Genomic DNA, 19,565 nt, shown 5'->3' on the forward strand with positions numbered 1-19,565 from the left:
CACCCCGTCCCGTCCGTCCCACCCCCAGCCTCAGGAGAAGCGCGTGCCCTCCCGCCTCTACATCGACGTCCACATCCTGCAGACCGTCCCGCCGGCCAACCTCAACCGCGACGACAACGGCAGCCCCAAGGAGGCCCACTTCGGCGGCAAGCGCCGTTCCCGGGTCTCCTCCCAGGCCTGGAAGCGAGCCACCCGCCTGCACTTCGCGGAGCGCTACGAGCCGCAGGACCTCGGCACCCGCACCAAGCGCATCGCGGGCAAGCTCGCCGAACGCCTCATCGCCCGTGCCGCCCTGTCCGCCGAGGACGCGCAGCGCATCGCCGGGGCCCTGCTGAAGCCGATGGGCATCGCCGCGGGCAAGAAGGCCGGTGACACCGCGTACCTGCTGTTCTACGGACGCCGACAGTTGGAGGGCATTGTCGACCTGGTCGCCGCCGACGCGGCGGAGTTGGCGGCGCTGGACGACCAGCAGCTGGAGGAGCGGGTGAAGAACCTGCCGGTGCGCGAGCAGCTCCAGCAGGGCCACCCCGTCGACGTGGCGCTGTTCGGCCGGATGGTCGCCGACATCCCCGGCCTCAACGTCGACGCCGCCACCCAGGTCGCGCACGCCCTCTCCACCCACGCCACCGAGCTCGAGTTCGACTACTACACGGCGGTGGACGACGAGACCGGCGACGAGGAGACCGGCGCCGGAATGATCGGCACCATCGGCTTCAACTCGGCCACCCTGTACCGCTACGCCACCGTCGGCCTGCACCAGCTGACCGACAACCTCGGCGAGGAGAAGACCGCCGTCGAGGCCGTCGACCTGTTCGTCGACTCCTTCGCCCGCTCCATGCCCACCGGCTACGGCAACTCCTTCGCCCACCGCACCCGGCCCAGCCTGGTGGCCGTCGTGGTCCGCACCGACCAGCCCGTCAACCTGGTCTCCGCGTACGAGAACGCCGTCCCGGTCGGCGACGGCATCCTCGCCGAATCGGCCCGCCGCCTCGCCGCCGAGTACCGCACCGCCACCTCCCAGTGGGGCGACGAACCGCTCCACACCGCCGTCTGCCACACCCTGGACGCCGCGAGCCCCGAAGCGGCTGCGCTCGCCGAGGCGTTCGGTGCCAACCGCACCTTCGCCGAACTCCGCGAGGGCCTGCGCACCGCCCTCACCGAGCGGACGGCGGGACGCTGATGCCCGCCGACGCCACCCCGCCGGACGACCGGGCGGTCCTCCTGCTGCGGCTCGCCGGACCGCTCCAGTCCTGGGGCGACCGCAGCGCCTTCAACCGCCGCGACACCACGCCGCAGCCCACCAAGTCCGGTGTCATCGGGCTGCTCGCCGCGGCCGCCGGACGCCCCCGCGAAACCGACCTCACCGACCTGGTCGGCCTGCGGCTCGGCGTCCGGGTGGACCAACCCGGCACGCTCCTGCGCGACTACCACACCGTCAGCGACTACCGCGGCCTGCCGCTGCCCCAGGCCGGCGTCAACGCGAAGGGCGTCCAGAAGCCCACCTCGCCCAGCAAGCACACCCACGTGACGCACCGCTACTACCTCCAGGACGCCGTGTTCCTCGCCGCCGTCGAAGGACCCGCCGAACTGGTCGCCGCACTCGGCGAGGCCGTCACCCACCCCGCCTTCCCGCTCGCTCTCGGCCGCCGTTCGTGCACGCCCACCCAGCCGCTGAGCCTCGGCGTCCGCCGCGACACACCGCTGGAGATCGCCCTCGCGGAAGAACCCTGGCAGGCCAACGAACAGACCAGGAAGGCGTACGAGCGGCAGGCGAAGCGCGGTCAGGCCCCGCGGCGGACCGACCGCGTCGACCTGGCGGCCAGCTTCGACGACCCGCACGGGGACGACACCTGCCGGGACGTCCCGCTCAGCTTCGATCCGCGCCGCCGCGGCTTCAGCAGCCGCAAGGTCCGGCACGAGTGGCTCAGCGTCCCCACTGGCCTCCGGGCCGCCTTCCCCACCGAGCCGCCCGCCGACGGCGGCCACGACCCCTTCGCCCTGCTGGGCTGGTGACCCGACCCATGACCTACCTCTCCCGCGTCCGCATCAACCCCCTGCGCGCGGCCAGCCGCACCCTGCTCGCCAACCCGCGCGCCCTGCACGGCGCCGTCCAGGCCGGAGTCCCCGACCAGGCCCCCGGCGACCGGGTTCTCTGGCGCCTCGACACCGACCACCCGCGACGGCCGCACCTCCTGGTCCTCACCCCCGGCAAACCCGACTGGACCCACCTCGTCGAACAGGCCGGATGGCCCGACGCCGACGGCGAGCACTACACGGTCCGCGACTACACCCCGCTGCTCGCCCAACTTGCCTTCGGCCGCGAGTTCGCCTTCCGCCTCACCGCCAGCCCCGTGCAGAACACCTCCAACCCGACGGGCAGCAGCACCCACCGCACCAAGACGGCCGAGGAACTCCGCCACCGCTCCTACCGCGTCCCCCACCGCACCGCCGCACACCAACTCGCCTGGTTCCTCGACCGCACCACCCGCTGGGGCTTCACCGTCCCCGAAGCCCGTACCCACACGCCTGCCCCCGGGCTGGGGACCCCTGACGGCGACGGGCCGCCCGCCCGCGAGGTCCGGATCACCAACCGCGACCGGCGCACCTTCACCAAACCCGGCACCCGCACCCCCGTCACCCTCACCACCGCCACCTTCGAAGGACACCTGCGGATCAGCGACCCCGCCCTCCTGAAGACCGCCCTCCTCGAAGGCATCGGCCCCGCCAAGGCCTACGGCTGCGGACTGCTCACCCTCGCCCCGCTCCCCGGCGCCGGCGCGGCCCGCTGACCGATGGCCGACATCTGGTGGAAAGCCCACCCCCACGACCTGCACCGCCTCTCCGACCGCGTCTCCAGCGTCTACGTCGAACGCAGCCACATCGACCGCGACGAGAACGCCGTCGTCGTCATCAACAAGCGCGAAACCGTCCGCATCCCGGCCGCCATGGTCGCCGTCGTCCTCCTCGGCCCCGGCACCCGCATCACCCACGGCGCGGTCAACCTGCTCGCCGACTCCGGCACCACCGTGTGCTGGGTCGGCGAGCAGGGCGTCCGCATGTACGCGGCCGGACTCGGCCCGAGCCGTGGAGCCGGACTGCTGAACCGGCAGGCATGGCTGGTCAGCCGCACCAAGGAACGTCTCGCCGTCGCCCGCGCCATGTACCGCATGCGCTTCCCCGGCGAGGACGTGGACAGCGCCACCATGCAGCAACTGCGCGGCCGCGAAGGCGCCCGGATCCGCAAGCTCTACCAGGCACACGCGCGCCGCACCGGCGTCCCCTGGAACGGCCGCATCTACCAACCCGGCGACGCCCACGCCGCCGGTGACGACCTCAACCGGCTCCTCTCCGCGGCCAACGCCGCGCTCTACGGCATCTGCCACGCCGTCATCACCGGCCTCGGCGCCAGCCCCGGCCTCGGCTTCGTCCACACCGGCCTCGCCACGTCCTTCGTCCTCGACATCGCCGACCTCTACAAAGCCGACTACACCATCCCCCTCGCCTTCGACCTCACCGCCCGCGGCCACACCGAAGAACGTGACGGCCGCCTCGGCCTGCGCGACCGCATCGCAGAAGACCGCCTCCTCGGCCGGATCGTCCGGGACGTCAAAGCCCTCCTTACCCCGGACGGCATCGACCTGGCCGACCAAGACGTCAACCAGCTGTGGGACGAGAAGCTCGGCACGGTCCAAGGTGGCGTCAACTGGTCTGCCGACAGCGGTGGCTCCACCTCCCGAACCATCGACCCGGGCATGGGGGACGAGGACGAGCACCTGGCGATCATCGGCCCCGAATTCGACAACCACCCGAAGCAGCCTCTGCGATGACCGTCATCGTCCTGATCGCCGCCCCCGAAGGCCTACGCGGCCACCTCACCCGCTGGATGGTCGAAGTCCACGCCGGCGTCTTCGTCGGCAACCCCAGCCGCCGAATCCGCGACCGCCTCTGGGACCTCCTCGCCACCCGCATCGGCACCGGCCAAGCCATCCTCGTCGAGCCCGCCACCAACGAACAAGGCTGGACCGTCCGCACCGCCGGTACAGACCGCTGGAAGCCCGTCGACTTCGACGGACTGATTCTCTCCGCCCGCCCGACCCGATAAAACCCCAGCCCACGCACCCTCGGCCCCGCGCTCGCGGGGGTTGCTCCTACGTGTTCACCACCGACGCGGTGTCCCGGAGCTCGGCCCCGCGCTCGCGGGGGTTGCTCTGACCACCTGCTGATTGGGCATGTCCGACGGGCCTCGGCCCCGCGCTCGCGGGGGTTGCTCGTTCGTCGGCCTGTCCGAGCTCGCCAGCCGCCTCTCGGCCCCGCGCTCGCGGGGGTTGCTCCGCTCCTGGCAGGGGTCAATTTCGCCGACGTCCCTTGGCCCCGTGCTCGCGGGGGTTGCTCCATCGCGAGGCCGTAGAGCGCGGCGGGCGCGACGCTCGGTCCCGCGCTCGCGGGGGTTGCCCCTACCTCACCCTGCACGGCTCCACCTACCTGGACTCGGTCCCGCGCTCGCGGGGGTTGCTCCCCCGCCGATCGCGACCGGACCTGATCCCGCACCTTGGCCTCGCGCTCGCGGGGGGTTGCTCGCCCGGCTCGCTGGGCCAGGTTCTGTCCGGCGGATCATGTGACTTCTCCGTGCGGGGCTCGTTGTGTCCGGCATGGGGCGGGGAGATCTGACGAACGACGAACGGGCCCGGTTGGCACCGCATATGCCGGGAGGCGGTCGGCGGGGCGGGCGATGGAACGACCACCGCAGGGTGATCAACGGGATCCTGTTCCGGCAGCGGACCGGTGTCCCGTGACGGGACCTTCCGGAGCGTTTCGGCGGTCGGAAGACGGTCTACGAGCGGCTTCGGCGCTGGTCCGCGGACGGCACGTGGGACAGGATCCTGCGGGCCGTCCAGGCCGACGCGGATGCGGAGGGCAGGCTCGACTGGAGCATGGTGGCGTGGACTCCGCCTCCTGCCGTGCCCACCAGCACGCCGCCGGGGCCCGGAAGACGCCGCCCCGCGTCCCGGGTAAAGATCGACGCCCCTGCAGCACCGCCCCGATGAAGGGCTCGGGCGTTCCCGGGTCGGGCTGGCGACGAAGATCCACCTGGCCGGCGAGGGCGGGCGACGCCCGCTGGGTCTGCTGATCACACCTGGCCAGTGGGGAGACACCCCTCAGCTCATACCGGTCATGGAGTGCATCCGCGTCCCGCGACCCGACGGCGGGCGCCCGCGCACGCGGCCCGACCGGGTCGGCGGCGACAAGGCCTACAGCTCCCGCCGCAACCGCTGCTACCTGCGCAGACGCCGGATCAAGGACACCATCCCGGAGCCCCGGGACCAACGGGCCAACCGCCACCGCCGCGGCAGCAGGGGCGGCCGCCCGCCAGTGAAGTCCGCCCCACCTGCCCGGCCCCGTCGGCGCCGGGGGGACGGTGTTCACCCCTCGTCGTCCCCGGACGGGCCGAGCGCGATGCGGACGGTCGGCGGCTGCTGGAGGGAGTGGTGGACGGTGCAGTTCGAGGCCACCGCGAGCAGCGCGTCGCGGCGGGCCGCCGGGAGCCCGGGCGGCACGTCGACCGTGACGGTGATCTCCGCGACCCGGGCCGGCCGGTCGGTCGCCATGGTGAACTGCGCCTCCACTGCCAGGCCGTCCGCGGCCACGCCGTGGCGGGCCAGGTAGCGGCCGGCGTAGAACGCCACGCAGGACGCGAGGGACGCCGCGAACAGCTCCGTCGGCGTGGGGCCGGTGTCGTCGCCGCCCGCGTCGGACGGCTGGTCCACCACCAGCCGGTGGCCGCGGACCGCGACCTGGTAGGCGTCCTTCGACAGGTGGTCCACCCGGATGCGCCCTGTCGGCAGGACGGTGGCGGCCCCGGGGGTGCGGACGAGCGGTTCGGCTTCGGACACGGCGTGCTCCAAGGGAAGGCGGGACAGGGTTGCGTTCATCGGCATGCGGCTCGGGGCGGGCGGCGGCGACGGGCCGGCGGAGCGGACCGTCCCGGACGGCGGGCGGCGCGCCGTCATTCGGATGTCCGGAAGACCAGGACCGGGCAGGGCGAGTGCTGCACGCAGTACTGCCCGACGGAGCCCAGCAGGGCGCCCTCGAAGCCGCCGAGACCGCGGTGCCCGACCACCAGCAGGGACGCCCCCTCCCGGGCGGCGGACAGCAGGACCCAGGCCGGGGTGCCCTCCTCGACCCTGAGCCGGACCTCCACCGGCGGCGAGGCGCCCACGGCCTTCTCGACGTTCTCCGCCAGGGCCTTTCGTGCCGCCCGCCCCAGCTGCGCCTCGTCGTCGGCGCCCACCGCGCTGCCCCATCCGGAGAACGGCGGCTGCCAGGCCAGCACCGCCTCCACCACGCTGTGGGTCGACCCGGCCTGCCGCACGGCCCAGCGCAGGGCCTTCCGGGACTGCTCCGATCCGTCGACCCCGACGACGATCTTGCCGTCGAGGTTCGGTTCCTCCGCCATGGCTCCGTCCTTCCGATCGGGCCCGGGACCGCTCCCGGGCCTCCGTCAGCTGCCACCGATGACCTGCACGGTGCGGCGGCCTGTCGCTCGTGCCCGGCGGGGCCGGGCGGTCAGGACGCCTCCGTCACAGCTTGCGGCGACCTCCCGCTCCTTAGCCTCACCGGGCGGCCGGACGGAGCGCGCGAAGGCCGAACGGGAGTCCTCGAACGCCGCCGGGACCGGCCGCCGGTGTCGCCGGCGCGTCGAATCGTCGGTCGTTCCTCGTTGTTCCTCCTGCTCCGAGCCTCGCGCTCGCGAGCACGGGCCGGCATGGGCCGTCAGGGGCCCGGCGCATGGGCCGTTGGGCCCCCGTCGCAGGGGTCGTCCAGCGGCGCGGGCGTCCGGTGCCGGGTGCCGGACGATGCGGTGCCGGTCGGGCCGGTCGGGGCGGGTCCCGAGGCCCCGGTGGGCGGGCCGGTCGGCCCTCGCCCGGTGCGCCGGGGCCGCTTAGCGTGGAAGGCGAGCCGGTTGTCACCGGACAGCGGCCGCCCGCGACGGTGGAGGAGCCATGACATCGCCCGCCGAAGCCCGTCCGATCGTGCTGGGCGTCGACGCCCGGCAGGTCAGCCCCATGGTGGTCGGCTGGGCCGCCGCCGAGGCCGACCGGCGCGGGCTCCCGCTCCGCCTGGTGCTGGCCGTCCCCGACGAGCCCCGCGAGCTGCACGGCGACGGCCGCGGCCGCCTCCGGGCACTGCGGGAGGCCGGAACCGCCGCGCTGGAGCAGGCCGAGGCCCTCGCCCTGGAACGCCACCCCCGGCTCCAGGTGCGGCCCGTCCTCCGGGAGGGGAGCCCGGCGCCGCTGCTGTGCGGGGAGTCCGCGCGGGCCGCGCTCGTCGTGCTCGGTTCACGCCGGCTCGGCCGGATCGAGGAGGTGCTGAGCCGCTCCTCCGTGGCCGTACCGGTCAGCGCCCAGGCGCACTGCCCCGTCGCCGTCGTCCGGGAGCCCGAGCACGTCAGCCTTCGACCGCCCTACGTCGTCGTCGGGGTCGACGGCTCCCCGGACTGCGCGGCCGCCGTGCGCTTCGCCGCCGACCTGGCCGGGCGACGGGGAGCGGCCCTGCGCGCCGTGTGGGTGCGGCGGACACCGGTGCGGCCGTTCGAACCCGCGGAGAGCGAAGCGGAGATCCGGCGACGGCTCTTCGAGAGCACCGCCGGCTGCGCCGCCGACGAACCCGACCTCGACCTCACCCACGAGGTCGTCGACGGCCGCCCCGTCGAGGAACTCGTCCGGGTGTCCGCCCACGCGCTGGCCGTCGTGGTCGGACGGCACGGCCACGGCGGACTCACCGGAATGCGGCTCGGCTCCGTCCCGCACGGCCTGATCCGGCAGGCGCTGTGCCCCGTCGTCACGGTGCCTCCCGGGCCCGGCGCCGACGAACCGCTGACTCGGGAGCAGACCCGAGAGCCGAGAGAGAGGTGAACGCAGCCATGCGTGCCGTGATCGTCTACGAGAGCATGTACGGCAATACCGCGCAGGTCGCCGAGGCGATCGCCGCCGGCATCCGGACGACCGTGCCGGACGCCGACGTGCGGTGCCTGCCGGTCGCCGAGGCCGAGGCCGGGGCCGTCGCGGACGCGGACCTGCTGGTGGTCGGCGGCCCCACGCACATGAGGGGCATGTCCACCGGTCTCAGCCGCACCCTGGCCGCGAAGGCGGGCGCGCCGGAGGAGAGCCCCGGCCTGCGCGCCTGGTTCCGCTCGCTGCCGGACGGGGGAGCGGGCGTCCGCGCCGCCGCGTACGACACCCGCGTCGAGTCGAAGCACGCCGGAGCGGCGGCCGACGGCATCGCCGCGCGACTCACCCGCCACCACTACGACCTCACGTCCGACCCCGTCGGCTTCCTCGTCGAAGAACTCGGCGGCCCCCTGCGAGAGGGCGAGCTCGAACGGGCGAAGGCCTGGGGCGCAGCACTCGCCTGACGCCCCGCCAGCCCGCCGGGCCCGGGGGCGGTGGCGTGCTTAGTTCCAAGGTCCGAGCCGGGTCCGGGTCCGGCGGCGGAGGCGGTGGGGGGTGGGGGCGGGAGATCGTTTGCGGCATGGATGCAGAACAGCGCCCCGCAGGTTTGCCCGTCGCTCTCGTCACCGGGGCCTCCCGGGGGCTCGGCCTGGCCCTTGCCCGGGTGCTGGCCGGCGGCGGGTGGCGGCTGGTGATCACTGCTCGGGGTGGGGGCGAACTCGCCGATGTGGAAGCCGAGTTGGCCGCCGTCACCGAGGTCGTCGCACTGCCCGGCAGTATCGCGGACGGGGACCACCGGGTGCGGCTGGCCGGGGCTGCCGAGCGGCTCGGTGGTGTGAGTCTGCTGATCAACAATGCCGGCACGCTCAATGCCCCCGGCGGGGCCGGGGCGCTGCCCCGGCTGGCGGACCACCCGCTGCCGGAGTTGGAGCAGATCTTCCAGGTGAACACCTTCGCGCCGATCGCCCTCACCCAGCTCGTCCTGCCCCAGCTGCGCCGCCACGCCGGCGCCGTCCTCAACATCAGCTCCGTGGCCGCCGTGATGCCCTACCGGGGCTGGGGCGGCTACGGCGCCAGCAAGGCCGCGCTCGACCTCGCCACCGCCGTACTCGCCCGCGAGGAACCGGAGTTGCGCGTCTGGGCGGTCGACCCCGGCAGCATGCGCACCCGCATGCTCCAGGACGCCACCCCGGACGGAGACATCTCCACCGAGCCACTCCCCGAGGAGGTCGCCCCGGCCCTGCTCACCCTGCTCCGCGACGGCCTGCCCTCCGGCCGCTACTGGGCCGAGGACCTGGCCGGGTGAGGTGACGGGTCGTGCCGGACTTGCGACTGCTGTATTCGGCTGGGAGGAAGGGGAGTTGGGGCGGTCGGTCCGAGTGTCATGGGTACCGCAGGCGAGTCTCGGCCCGAGGAGGCCGTGTCGATCCTGTCCCGTGACTGTGTTCGCCTGGGAGCGGCGGGAGTTGTGGGCCCGGGCAGCGTGTGTGTGCGGATGCCGCCCCGGCCGGCCGAGGTGACGGGGGCCAAGGTGCCGACGCTCCACGACGCCCCCGGGTCAGGTGGCAGCGGCGGGGTGCGGGGCGGGTGTGCGGGGGAGGGCGAGGTGGCTGAGGGCCAGGCCGGTCAGGGTCAGGGCGGCGCCGGCCAGGCCGGTCCAGCGGAGGGCGTCGGCGGCGACGAGGGCGCCGCCGATGACGGAGCCGGCGGCGGCGCCGAGGTTGAAGGCGCCGACGTTGACGGAGACGGCCAGGGTGGGGGCGGCGCCCGCGTGGCGCAGGATCAGGCCCTGGAGGGGGGCGATGGTGGCGGTGGCGAGGAGGCCGAGGAGCAGGACGGCGGCCACCGCGGTGGGCTGCCGGGCGACGGCGAACGGGATCAGCAGGAGCGTCCCGGCCAGCGCGCCGAAGACTCCGCGCACGGTGGCGCCCACGGAGCGGTCGGTCAGCTTCCCGGCGGCGAGGTTGCCGACGAAGCTGCCCGCGCCGTAGGCGAGCAGCAGGCCGGAGACGGCGGTGGCGGAGAAGCCGGAGACGCGGATCAGCAGCGGAGCGAGGTAGGTGAAGACCGTGGCGACCCCGGAGAAGCCCACCGCCGTGGTGGCGATGGCGAGCAGCACCGGACGGCGTGCCACCACGCGCACCTCGTCGCGCAGCCGCGTCGCCGCCCCCTCCTGCCGGGGCAGGACGGCGGCCAGCAGTACGGCGCCCGCCAGGGCCAGCGCGGTCAGCACGGCGAACGGGGTGCGCCAGCCGGCGTCCTGCCCGAGCAGTGCGCCGAGCGGCACCCCGAGGAGCGTGGCCACGGTGAAGCCGGAGGCCACGGTGGCGATGGCGGAGCCCGTCCGCTCGGCCGGGACGACCCGGGTGGCCGTCACCAACGCCAGTGCCAGGAAAGCCGCGTGGCTCAGCGAGGACACCACCCGGCCCACCAGCAGCAGGCCGAACGACGGCGCCGTGGCGCTGATCGCGCTGCCCGCCGCGAACAGCAGCATCAGCCCGACGGCGAGGCCCTTGCGCGGCAGGCGAGCCGTCAGCAGCGCCATCAGCGGCCCGCCGACCACCACGCCGAGCGCGTACGCGGTCACCGCCTGCCCGGCGGTTCCCACGGAGATGTCGAGATCGGCGCCGACCTGGGGCAGCAGCCCGGCAATCAGGTACTCGGAGGTACCCACGACGAAGACGCTCGCGCAGAGCGCGCCGAGCGTCGCGAAACCCTTGTTGACCTTCATGCCGCAGACGCTAAAGTCTCACATCGGTATGAGAGTCAAGTCGCGCGGGCCGCAGCCCGCCCGGCGGTCCGGGAGGTCGTGGTGCGCATCGGTGAGCTGTCCCGACGGACCGGCGTGGGCGTCCACCTGCTGCGCTACTACGAGGAGCAGGGCCTGCTCCACCCCGAGCGGCGCCCCAGCGGCTACCGGGAGTTCGCGGAGGAGGACGTCGCCGTGGTCCGCCGCATCCGCAGCCTGCTGGCGGCCGGCCTGAACACCGCGACCATCGCCACCGTCCTGCCGTGCCTGCGCGACGCGGGCGACCGCCTCGTCCCCACCTGCTCCGACCTGCTCGCCGACCTCCACCAGGAGCGCGCCCGCATCGCCCTGGCCATCAGCGACCTGAAGTCGTCGATGGACGCGCTCGACGACGTCATCGCGGCGGCCCCGTCCGACGTCACCCGCCGGGCCCTGGAGGCCCTCGCCGGCTGAGGGGCCGGCGGGGGTAAAGATACCGGTGGGAAGGTATATTGCCGGCAATCAGGACCCGACGAAGGGAGAGCGAGCGGTGGAGCGGAGCGTGGGCGAGGCCGTGCCGCTGTGGTCGGCCGGGCGGACGGGGGTGCCGCAGGGGCCGGATCTGCGGCAGGACCGGGCGGTGCGGACGCGGGCGGAGATCCTGCGGTGCGCGGCGGAGCTCTTCGCCGAGCGGGGGTACCAGCAGACCGGGATCAAGGACGTCGCCGAGCAGGTCGGGATGACCAAGGGGGCGGTCTACTTCCACTTCCCCAACAAGCAGGCCCTGGCGGTCGCGGTGGTGGAGGAGCTCTACGCGACCTGGCCGCGCACCCTGGAGGCGGTGCGGGAGAAGGGGCTGTCGCCGCTGGACACCGTCGTCGAGATGTTCAACGAGGCGACGTCGGCGTTCCTGAACGACCCGATCATGCAGGCCGGCACGCGCCTGCAGAACGAGCGGGCGGTGGTGGACGTCGAGCTGCCGCCGCCGTACGTGGACTGGACGGAGCTGATCACCTCGCTGCTGCGCGAGGCGTGCGACCAGGGGCAGTTGGCGGACGGGGTGGACCCGGACGTGGCCGCGCGGGTCGCGGTCGCCGCGTTCTTCGGGGCCCAGCACATCTCCAACAACCTGCACGGCCGCGCCGACTTCGCGGAGCGCTGGCGGGAGGTGCGGGACCTGCTGTTCCCGGCGCTGCGGGCCCGGCCGCGACCGGCCGGACGCGACTGACCCGGAGCCGTCCCGGAGGGAGTGCGGGCCCTCCGCCGGCCCTTGCGGAAGAAAAATACCTTCCCCCAGGTATGTTTCGCCTGGCGTGATGTGGCCGCTGCGACAGGCCGCACCCTCGGCCGGTTTCCTACCCGAGGGAATCTTCTTGCTGAAAGGACAGCTCCCATGGGGACCACCGTGACCGCCCAGGCGCCTCCCGCGCCGACGGCGGAGGGAATCGGCGGGCTCGGGCAGGCGGTGCTGCTGCTCGCCGCGGCGCTGACGACGGTCGACGCGTTCATCGTCAACGTGGCGCTGCCGTCCGTCCAGGAGTCCTTCGGGGTCTCCCCGTCCGCCTCGCAGTTCGTGGTCAGCTGCTACGGCATCAGCTATGCCGTGCTGCTGGTGCTGGGGGGCCGGCTCGGCGACCGCTACGGGCGGCGGCGGTTGCTCCAGGTCGGTGTCGCGGGGTTCACGCTGGCCTCGGCGGCGTGCGGGCTCGCGCCGGGCGTCGCCGCGCTGGTCGGCGCGCGGGTGGTGCAGGGGGCGGCGGCCGCGCTGCTGCTGCCGCAGGTGCTGTCGACGATCCAGGCCGCGCTGGCGGAGCCGGCCAGGACCAGGGCGGTCAGCCACTACGGCGCGGTGGGCGGCCTGTCGGCGGCGGTGGGGCAGCTGCTGGGCGGACTGTTCGTGTGGGCCGACCTCGCGGGGCTGGGCTGGCGGCCGATCTTCCTGGTCAACGTGCCGCTGGGCGTCCTCGCGATGATCGGCGTCCGCCGCTGGGTGCCGGAGACCAGGGCCCGGCAACGGCAGGGTGCGGACCTCGGCGGCACCGCCCTGTTCGCGGTGTCCGCGTCGGCGCTGCTGATCGCCCTCGGCGTCGGGCGCCAGTCGCACTGGCCGCTGTGGTGCTGGGCGCTGTTGGCGCTGGCCGCGGGCGCCGGCGGCCTGCTGTGGCGGTACGAGCGGCGAGTGGAGGACGGCGGCGCCGACCCGCTGATCTCGCCGGCGCTGCTGCGGCAGGCCGTGATGAGCCGGGGCCTGCTGGTGCTGGGGAGCGGCTTCCTGGCGTTCGGCGGCTTCCTCTTCGTCTTCGCCCTGGCGCTGCAGGGCGACAACGGCATGGGCGCCTTCGAGTCCGGCCTGTCGATGGCGCCGATGGCACTGGGCCAGTTCCTGGCGGCGGTCCGCACGCCCCGGCTGATCGGACGGATCGGCGCGCGGACGCTGCAAATCGGCGGCGCCGTCCAGGCGCTCGGGCTGCTGTGCCTGATCGGGCCCGCCCTGCTGTGGTGGCCCCACCTGCGCTTCTTCCACCTGGTGGCGGGCATGTTCCTGATCGGCGTGGGCAACGGCCTGTTCGTCCCCACCGTGTACCGCACCGTGCTGTCCTCGATCCCGTCCGAGCGGATCGGCGTCGGCAGCGGCATCGTCAGCACCGCCCAGCAGACCGCGCTCGCCCTGGGCGTGGCCCTGCTGGGCGGGGTGTTCGCGGCGGTCGGCGCCGCCGGCGGCGCCCGGGCCGGCTTCGTCGCGGTGGCCGCGGTCTTCCTCGCCGTCGCCGCACTGTTCGCCCTGCTCGGGAACCGCCTGCCCGGGAACCGCCTGCTCGGGAACCGCCTGCGCGGAAGCCGCCCGGGCGGGCCGTCCGGGGCGTAGCCACCCACCCCGGGGTCCGGGCCGCCCGTTCGCGGTGAAACCCTGACCGGGCAACACCACCGACACACAGGAACGAGGCAGGACAGTGCGACTCTCCGACGAACCCGGCGTGCTGGTCGAGGTGACGATCGCCGCTCCGCCGCAGCGAGTCTGGGAGCTGGTGGCGGACATCGCCACCTCCCCCCGGTTCAGCCCGGAGCTGCAGCGCACCGAGTGGCTGGAGGGCGCCGAGGCGCCCGCCGTCGGCGCCCACTTCGCGGGGCACAACGCCCGGCCGGACGGCTACCAGTGGCAGACCGTCAACCGGATCACCGAGTGCACCCCGAACGAGCGGTTCGCCTGGTCGGTGCTGCCCGGCACCGACACCGCCCAGGGCGACGCTTTCGCCCGCTGGCACTACGAGTTGACGCCCGAGGGCGACGGCACCCGGCTGCGCCACGGCATGCGGCTGGGCAACCTGCGCACCCCGCTGCACAAGGTCGTGGAGAGCAACCCGGAGCAGGAGGAGGCGATCGTCGGCGGCCGTTTCGCCAGCCTGCGCACCGGCATGGAGGCCGTCCTCCAGGGCATCGCGGACGACGCCACCCGCGCCTGACCACCCCTGACCGCCCCCTGGGCTCCGCTCAGGCCCCGCCGCCGGCGTCGGTCCGCGCCGGGCGGCCGGGGCCGTCCGCCGTCGTACCGGCACCGGCGCCGGTGTTGGCGCCGCACAGGGCGGTCACGGTGAGCTTCCACCAGGCGGCGTTGGCGGCGGCCGGGTCCGGGGCGTCGTAGAACGTGGTGCTCGCGGCGAACTGGCGGCTGCCGTCGGGGGAGGCCAGCATCATCGTGCTGTAGCCGGGGATGCCGCCGGCGTGGCCCCAGAACGGGCCGCACGGCGTGTCCAGGCGCTGGAGGCCGAGGCCGTAGGTGCGGCCCTCGCCGTGGGCGCTGGTCTCCTTCATCGCGGCGAGTTCGGCCGGGCCCAGCAGCCGTCCGCCGAGCAGCGCGTCGAGGAAGGCGGTCAGGTCGGCGGCGGTGGAGATGCCGCCGCCGGCGGAGCCCGCCATGGACGGGTTGAGCACCGTGACGTCGACCGGCCCGGCGGCCGACTTGACGTAGCCGTGGGCGTGCGGGCCCGGGACGAACGGGAAGTCGCCGGGCATCCAGGTGTTCCGGAGCCCGAGCGGGCGGATCACCCGGCGGGTGACCTCGTCGTTCCAGCGGTGGCCGGTGAGCTTCTCGACGATCATCCCGAGCAGGATGTAGTTGGTGTTGGAGTACTGCCAGTCCTGGCCGGGGGCGAAGGCCGGCGGGTAGCGGTTGGCGATGTCCACCAGGTCCCGCAGGCGGTAGGACGTGTAGCGGCCGCCGGCCAGCCAGGCGTCGGAGAAGTCGAAGGCCGGGTCCTGGGTGTAGTCGGCGACGCCGCTGGTGTGGTCGAGCAACTGCCGGACGGTGATCGCGTCGCTGTTCGGGACGACCCCCGGCAGCAGGGCCTCCAGGTGGTCGTCGAGGCCCAGCCGGTGCTCGCCGACGAGTTGGAGCAGTGTGGTGGCGACGAAGGTCTTGGTGGCGCTGCCGATCCGGAACGCGCCGCGCGGGTCGGCGGGTGCGCGGGTGGCGAGGTCGGCGACGCCGGTGGCGTTGCTCCAGGCCGGTCGGCCGGCCAGCCGGACGGCGCCGAGGGCGGAGGTCGAGTACCCGGGGCCGGTCATCCCGGCGAGGGCCGCGTCCACGGCCCGCCAGTCGGACCGCGGCGCGGCGGCGTCGTCGACGGCGGGCCGGGCCGCGGCGGCCGGGGCGAGCGCGGCGAGCAGGCCCGCGACGGCGACGGCCGCGACGGCGGCGCGCAGCACCGCGCCGCGCCCGACGCCCGGTGCGGTGCGGGCGCCCTTCGAGGTGGTCGGTTCGGCGGTCATGTCGGCCTCCCTGGTCCAAGGCGCGGCAAGACCAATCAGCTTGCCAGCAGCGGATTCTGACAGCCTGTCAGCAGTCTCGGAAGGCCTCGTCGGCCCGTGCGGCAAGCCGTCCCTGAACGGACCCGGAGCCGCACCGCGACCGATCCCGGGGAATGTCGGGGTGCGGCCGAACGGCGCGGCGGTTGACGCCCGCCCCGCCGCCGTGCTGCGCCGATCGGGTGGCGGGCCCGCACCGTTCGGCGCGCGGCCCCGGCGCGCGGGCTAGGTTCACACCCGTGACCGGCAACGACGCGGTCCTGGCGCTGATGGTGGCGACGGCGCTGGGCTTCGACTTCACCAACGGCTTTCACGACACCGGCAACGCGATGGCGACCTCGATCGTCACCGGGGCCCTGCCGCCCCGGGTCGCGGTGGCGATCTCGGCGGTGCTGAACCTGGTCGGGGCGTTCCTGTCGACGGCGGTCGCCGCGACCATCGCAGGCGGGCTGGTGGCCACCGGCGCGGTGACGCTGACCGTGGTCTGCGCCGGCCTGACCGGCAGCATCCTGTGGAACCTGGCCACCTGGTACCTCGGCGTCCCGTCCAGTTCCTCGCACGCGCTGATCGGCGGGGTGATCGGCGCGACCGTGGCGGCCGCCGGCTTCTCGGCCGTCAAGTGGCAGGGCCTGGTCTCCAAGGTGGTGGTGCCCGCGGCGCTGTCGCCGCTCGTCGCCGGCGCGGTCGCCGCCACCGGCACCGTCCTGGTGTACCGCCTCGCCCGGGGCGTCCCCGAGGGGCCGCGCGGGCGCGGATTCCGGTACGGGCAGGTCGGTTCGGCGTCGATGGTCTCGCTCGCGCACGGCACCAACGACGCGCAGAAGACGATGGGCGTCATCACCCTGGCCCTGATCGCCGACGGCGCCCTGCCGCCCGGGGCGAAGGCGCCGGACTGGGTGATCCTGTGCTGCGCGCTCGCCATCGCCCTCGGCACCTACGTCGGCGGCTGGCGGGTGATCCGGGCCCTGGGCAAGGGCCTGGTGGAGATCGAACCGCCGCAGGGCATGGCCGCCGAGTCGGCCTCGGCCGCCGTCATCCTCTGCTCCACCGACTTCGGCTACTCGCTGTCCACCACGCACGTCGCCACCGGGTCGATCCTCGGCTCCGGGATCGGCCGCAGCGGCGCCCGGGTCCGCTGGCAGCTCGCCCGCCGGATGGTCGCCGCCTGGGTGCTGACCCTGCCGGCCGCCGCGCTGGTCGGCGCGTCCGCCTACTGGGTCGCGGACGGCATCGGCGGGACGGCGGGCGTGGTGGTGGTCTTCGGGGTGCTGCTCCTGGCGTCGGCGGCCTTCTTCCTCGCCTCCCGCCACCCGGCCGTGACTCCGGAGAACGTCAACGCCGCGTGGACCGGCACGGTGGTGCCCGGGCCCGCCAGGAGAGACGACGAGGTCAGCCCGTGAACTCCTGGATCGACCTGGACGCGCTCTGGCGGATCGTCGTGGTCGGCCTGCTCACCGGCGCCGGCCTGCCCGCCCTGTTCGCGCTCGGCCTGCGCCTGCTCCACCCGGCGCCGCTCCCCGGCCGCCCGCCCGCCGAGCGCCCCGCCGCCGGGGTGCTCGGCCGCACCCTGGCCGGGCTGATCTTCGCCGTGGTGCTGGCCGCGATCGGCTGGGGCATCTCCGTCATCGTCAACCACCGCTGAGACCCAGGCGGTGACGGTGCTCCAGCTGACAGTTCGTCGGTGAAACAGGGGGCGCGCCCTTGCGATCGCACTCCTGAAAGGTGTTGACGTGTCCCCAGCAGTTGATGTTAACGTTTGGTACATCCGCAGGCGGGAGCTGTGGATAGCACACGGAAAGCAAGGCGGGGTGGGATCCGCAATCCTTGCCGGCCCGGCCGTTGTCGCACAGATGACCAATGAGTTAAGCGCAACCGAATCGACGCGTTCGTCGATTTCCGCTTCGGCGGGCCCACTTTTGTGGCCCGTTTGTGAAGATCGAGATGGCTCTGTCCCATCTTTCGGCAATTCATCGGATTACCCGTACGACAGGGACAAGCCAGCGCGATCGACGCGACTGGCTCGAAAGGGCTGCCATTGTACGCGAAGCGAGTGTCAACGACTCCGACCTGCCCGGCGAAAAGCCGTCGGCGAGAGTCGGGTTGGCCGATATGACCTCCCTCATCGACCTCTACGATCTGATCCTGCTGGACGTCGACGGCGTCCTGGTGCTCGGGCAGCAGCCCATCCCGGGCGCGGCGGAGACCATCGCGGCCATCCGCGCCAAGGGTGTGCCGCTGCGTTTCACCACCAACAGCCCCCGCCGCCGCCCCGACCAGGCGGCGGAGATGCTGCGCAACGCCGGCATCGGAGCCACCGCCGACGAGGTGGTGACCCCCACCGCCATCGCCGCGGCCACCCTGGCCCGGCGCCTGCCGGCCGGCGCGGCGGTCCTCGTCCTCGGCCCGGACGCGTTGCGCGACGCGGTGGCGGCCGCCGGGCTCAAGCCCGTCGACTCCGCCGACGACCGGCCGCAGGCCGTGGTGCAGGGCTTCGACCCCGGCATCGGCTGGCCCGGCCTCGCGGAAGCCGCCCTGACCCTGCAACGTGCGCAAACGCTGTGGGTGGCAACCAACTTGGAGGAGAGCTGGCCCGCCGAGCGCGGCCTGGTCCCCGGCAACGGCGCCCTCATCGCCGCGCTCACGGCCGCCACCGGCCGCACGCCGGACCTGTCCGTCGGCAAGCCCGAACCGACCCTGTTCCTGCAACAGGCCGAAGCCCACGGCGCCCGCCGACCGCTGGTGGTGGGCGACCGGCTGGACACCGACATCGCCGGCGGGCAACGGGCCGGCTTCGACACGCTGCTGGTGCTGACCGGCGTCACCACCCCCGACATGCTGGCCGGCTCCGACGTCCGACCCACCCACGTCGGCCGGAGCATCACCCACCTGCTCGCCGAACCCGCGACCCCCACCGACGCGACGAGGCACTGAGCACCCCGAGAGAACGGCGAATACCCCATGTCATCGTCGAGTTTCCCGAGTTCCGCGCCCACGAGCACCGTGCTGGTCATCGGCATGGGCGACATGGGAGCACGGCTGGCGTACCGCCTGGCGGAGGGCGGCCGGGTACGGCGCCTGGTGCTGGCCGGACGGTCCGCCGAGACGGTCGCGGCCGTCGCCGGCACCGCCGCCAGCATCTCCGACTGCCTGGTCGAACCCGTCACGCTCGACGCGACCCGGCCGGACGACATCGCCGAACTGCTCACCCGCACCCGCCCCGACCTGGTGGTGCAGTGCGCGGCCGTGCGCGGCCCCTGGGCGCTGGCCGGACGGGAGGACGCCGCGGCGTCGGCCGTCCTCGGCGGCGGCCTCGCGCTCCAACTGCCCTACCAGCTACCGGCGGTGCTGGCCGTCATGCGGGCCACCCGGCAGGCCGGCTGGACCGGGCCGGTGGCGAACCTCTCCTTCCCCGACGTCACCGGACCGGTCCTGGCCGGCCTCGGACTGGCGCCGACGCTCGGCCTCGGCAACGCCGCGATGATCGACCTCCGCTGCCGCGCCGCGCTGCGCGCCGCCCGGCCCGACGCCGAGGCGCCGCGCATCCGCGTCGTCGGCCACCACTCCCAACTGCTCGACGTCATGCTGTCCCGCGAACCGGCCGACCCCGCCGACCGCTGCATGGTCTTCCTGGGCGAGGACGGCCGGCGCGCCGACGAGCTCGCCTACCAGGCGCCGCCGATCCCGCGCTCCCGGCGCTACAACGAGGTCACGGCGGCCGCCGTGATCCCCGCGCTGCACGCCCTGCTCCCCGGCGCGGCGCCGCTGCGCTGCTCGACCGCCGCCCCCGGAGGACTCCCGGGCGGCTATCCCGTGCGGATCGAGCAGGGCGCGGTCACCCTCGACCTGCCGCCCGGGACCGACCGGGCCGCAGCGATCGCGTTCAACGAGAAGCACGCGCGCGGCGACGGTGTGGAGCGCATCGACGACGACGGCACCGTCCATTTCAGCGAGCAGGCCCGGAAATCGGTCGCCGATATCGATCCCGGCCTCGCCGAGCCGCTTCCGGTCGCCGAACTGGAGCAACGGGCCGCGCGCCTCGACGCCCTGCTCGCGTAATTCAGTGTTGGCACTTGGACAACGACAAG

General features: G+C 74.1%; 20 protein-coding genes, 1 pseudogene and 1 CRISPR repeat array. Of the genes and pseudogenes, 17 read left to right on the forward strand and 4 right to left on the reverse strand.

Annotation, left to right across the window (positions count from 1 at the left end):
• Window positions 1-43: 43 nt before the first annotated feature.
• The 6 genes and pseudogenes from cas7e to ACWEMJ_RS03345 all read left to right on the forward strand — a co-directional run.
• The gene (gene cas7e / locus ACWEMJ_RS03320; protein WP_452135229.1) at window positions 44-1,180 is read left to right on the forward strand and encodes a type I-E CRISPR-associated protein Cas7/Cse4/CasC; all 1,137 of its coding nucleotides are present in this window, start codon (window positions 44-46) and stop codon (window positions 1,178-1,180) included.
• Window positions 1,180-2,013, forward strand: coding sequence for a type I-E CRISPR-associated protein Cas5/CasD (gene cas5e, locus ACWEMJ_RS03325; protein ID WP_452135230.1), 834 nt, complete (start codon window positions 1,180-1,182; stop codon window positions 2,011-2,013). Before cas7e ends, cas5e begins: the two co-directional genes overlap by 1 nt.
• An 8-nt stretch (window positions 2,014-2,021) precedes the next feature.
• Window positions 2,022-2,789: a type I-E CRISPR-associated protein Cas6/Cse3/CasE gene (gene cas6e / locus ACWEMJ_RS03330; RefSeq protein ID WP_452135231.1), complete on the forward strand. Its 768-nt coding sequence runs from the start codon at window positions 2,022-2,024 to the stop codon at window positions 2,787-2,789.
• Between the two features lie 3 nt (window positions 2,790-2,792).
• Entirely contained in the window at window positions 2,793-3,827 is a 1,035-nt protein-coding gene (gene cas1e, locus ACWEMJ_RS03335; protein WP_452135232.1) for a type I-E CRISPR-associated endonuclease Cas1e, read from the forward strand.
• A complete protein-coding gene (cas2e, locus tag ACWEMJ_RS03340; protein WP_014133706.1) occupies window positions 3,824-4,102 on the forward strand; it encodes a type I-E CRISPR-associated endoribonuclease Cas2e in 279 nt (92 codons plus the stop codon). The genes cas1e and cas2e overlap by 4 nt, the downstream gene beginning before the upstream one ends.
• 18 nt (window positions 4,103-4,120) lie before the next feature.
• Window positions 4,121-4,515: a CRISPR direct-repeat array (repeat unit 28 nt; unit sequence CTCGGCCCCGCGCTCGCGGGGGTTGCTC).
• 134 nt (window positions 4,516-4,649) lie between these two features.
• Window positions 4,650-5,367, forward strand: a pseudogene (locus ACWEMJ_RS03345) (IS5 family transposase); the annotation flags it as partial.
• Between the two features lie 53 nt (window positions 5,368-5,420).
• Here the strand turns inward: ACWEMJ_RS03345 and ACWEMJ_RS03350 are convergent.
• Both ACWEMJ_RS03350 and ACWEMJ_RS03355 read right to left on the reverse strand, forming a co-directional pair.
• Entirely contained in the window at window positions 5,421-5,891 is a 471-nt protein-coding gene (locus ACWEMJ_RS03350) for an OsmC family protein (RefSeq protein WP_452135315.1), read from the reverse strand.
• Window positions 5,892-6,004: 113 nt separating this feature from the next.
• A complete protein-coding gene (locus ACWEMJ_RS03355) occupies window positions 6,005-6,454 on the reverse strand; it encodes a universal stress protein (RefSeq protein ID WP_452135233.1) in 450 nt (149 codons plus the stop codon).
• A 547-nt stretch (window positions 6,455-7,001) separates the two neighbouring features.
• On the opposite strand from ACWEMJ_RS03355, the gene ACWEMJ_RS03360 reads away from it, so the two are divergent.
• From ACWEMJ_RS03360 to ACWEMJ_RS03370, 3 genes are all read left to right on the forward strand, one after another.
• A complete protein-coding gene (locus ACWEMJ_RS03360; protein WP_452135234.1) occupies window positions 7,002-7,913 on the forward strand; it encodes a universal stress protein in 912 nt (303 codons plus the stop codon).
• 8 nt (window positions 7,914-7,921) lie between these two features.
• Window positions 7,922-8,413, forward strand: coding sequence for a flavodoxin family protein (locus tag ACWEMJ_RS03365; protein ID WP_452135235.1), 492 nt, complete (start codon window positions 7,922-7,924; stop codon window positions 8,411-8,413).
• Window positions 8,414-8,529: 116 nt separating this feature from the next.
• Complete coding sequence (locus ACWEMJ_RS03370) at window positions 8,530-9,255, forward strand: SDR family NAD(P)-dependent oxidoreductase (RefSeq protein WP_452135236.1); 726 nt, start codon at window positions 8,530-8,532, stop codon at window positions 9,253-9,255.
• A 252-nt stretch (window positions 9,256-9,507) separates the two neighbouring features.
• Here ACWEMJ_RS03370 and ACWEMJ_RS03375 read toward each other — a convergent pair whose 3' ends face one another.
• Entirely contained in the window at window positions 9,508-10,680 is a 1,173-nt protein-coding gene (locus tag ACWEMJ_RS03375; protein WP_452135237.1) for an MFS transporter, read from the reverse strand.
• Window positions 10,681-10,761: 81 nt separating this feature from the next.
• Here ACWEMJ_RS03375 and ACWEMJ_RS03380 point away from each other — a divergent pair, with 81 nt between their 5' ends.
• The 4 genes from ACWEMJ_RS03380 to ACWEMJ_RS03395 all read left to right on the forward strand — a co-directional run bounded on the left by ACWEMJ_RS03380 (window position 10,762) and on the right by ACWEMJ_RS03395 (window position 14,138).
• On the forward strand, window positions 10,762-11,151 hold the full coding sequence (locus ACWEMJ_RS03380; protein WP_452135238.1) for a MerR family transcriptional regulator: 390 nt from the start codon (window positions 10,762-10,764) through the stop codon (window positions 11,149-11,151).
• Window positions 11,152-11,227: 76 nt separating this feature from the next.
• Window positions 11,228-11,905 (forward strand): ScbR family autoregulator-binding transcription factor, encoded by a 678-nt coding sequence (locus tag ACWEMJ_RS03385; protein ID WP_452135239.1) that lies wholly within the window; start codon window positions 11,228-11,230, stop codon window positions 11,903-11,905.
• Between the two features lie 165 nt (window positions 11,906-12,070).
• Entirely contained in the window at window positions 12,071-13,543 is a 1,473-nt protein-coding gene (locus ACWEMJ_RS03390) for an MFS transporter (protein WP_452135240.1), read from the forward strand.
• An 85-nt stretch (window positions 13,544-13,628) separates the two neighbouring features.
• Window positions 13,629-14,138, forward strand: coding sequence for an SRPBCC family protein (locus tag ACWEMJ_RS03395; protein WP_452135241.1), 510 nt, complete (start codon window positions 13,629-13,631; stop codon window positions 14,136-14,138).
• Window positions 14,139-14,166: 28 nt separating this feature from the next.
• Here ACWEMJ_RS03395 and ACWEMJ_RS03400 read toward each other — a convergent pair whose 3' ends face one another.
• Window positions 14,167-15,444 carry a serine hydrolase domain-containing protein gene (locus ACWEMJ_RS03400; protein WP_452135242.1) on the reverse strand — a complete coding sequence of 426 codons (1,278 nt, stop codon included), beginning with the start codon at window positions 15,442-15,444 and terminating at the stop codon, window positions 14,167-14,169.
• A 275-nt stretch (window positions 15,445-15,719) separates the two neighbouring features.
• Between ACWEMJ_RS03400 and ACWEMJ_RS03405 the strand changes: the two genes are divergently transcribed.
• From ACWEMJ_RS03405 to ACWEMJ_RS03420, 4 genes are all read left to right on the forward strand, one after another.
• A complete protein-coding gene (locus ACWEMJ_RS03405) occupies window positions 15,720-16,880 on the forward strand; it encodes an anion permease (protein ID WP_452135243.1) in 1,161 nt (386 codons plus the stop codon).
• Entirely contained in the window at window positions 16,877-17,122 is a 246-nt protein-coding gene (locus ACWEMJ_RS03410; RefSeq protein WP_452135244.1) for a hypothetical protein, read from the forward strand. Before ACWEMJ_RS03405 ends, ACWEMJ_RS03410 begins: the two co-directional genes overlap by 4 nt.
• Before the next feature lie 467 nt (window positions 17,123-17,589).
• Window positions 17,590-18,411, forward strand: a complete 822-nt coding sequence (locus ACWEMJ_RS03415; RefSeq protein WP_452135245.1) for an HAD-IIA family hydrolase — start codon at window positions 17,590-17,592, stop codon at window positions 18,409-18,411.
• 27 nt (window positions 18,412-18,438) lie between these two features.
• Complete coding sequence (locus ACWEMJ_RS03420) at window positions 18,439-19,536, forward strand: saccharopine dehydrogenase NADP-binding domain-containing protein (protein WP_452135246.1); 1,098 nt, start codon at window positions 18,439-18,441, stop codon at window positions 19,534-19,536.
• Window positions 19,537-19,565: the final 29 nt, after the last annotated feature.

The organism is Kitasatospora sp. NPDC004531 (genome assembly GCF_053602195.1).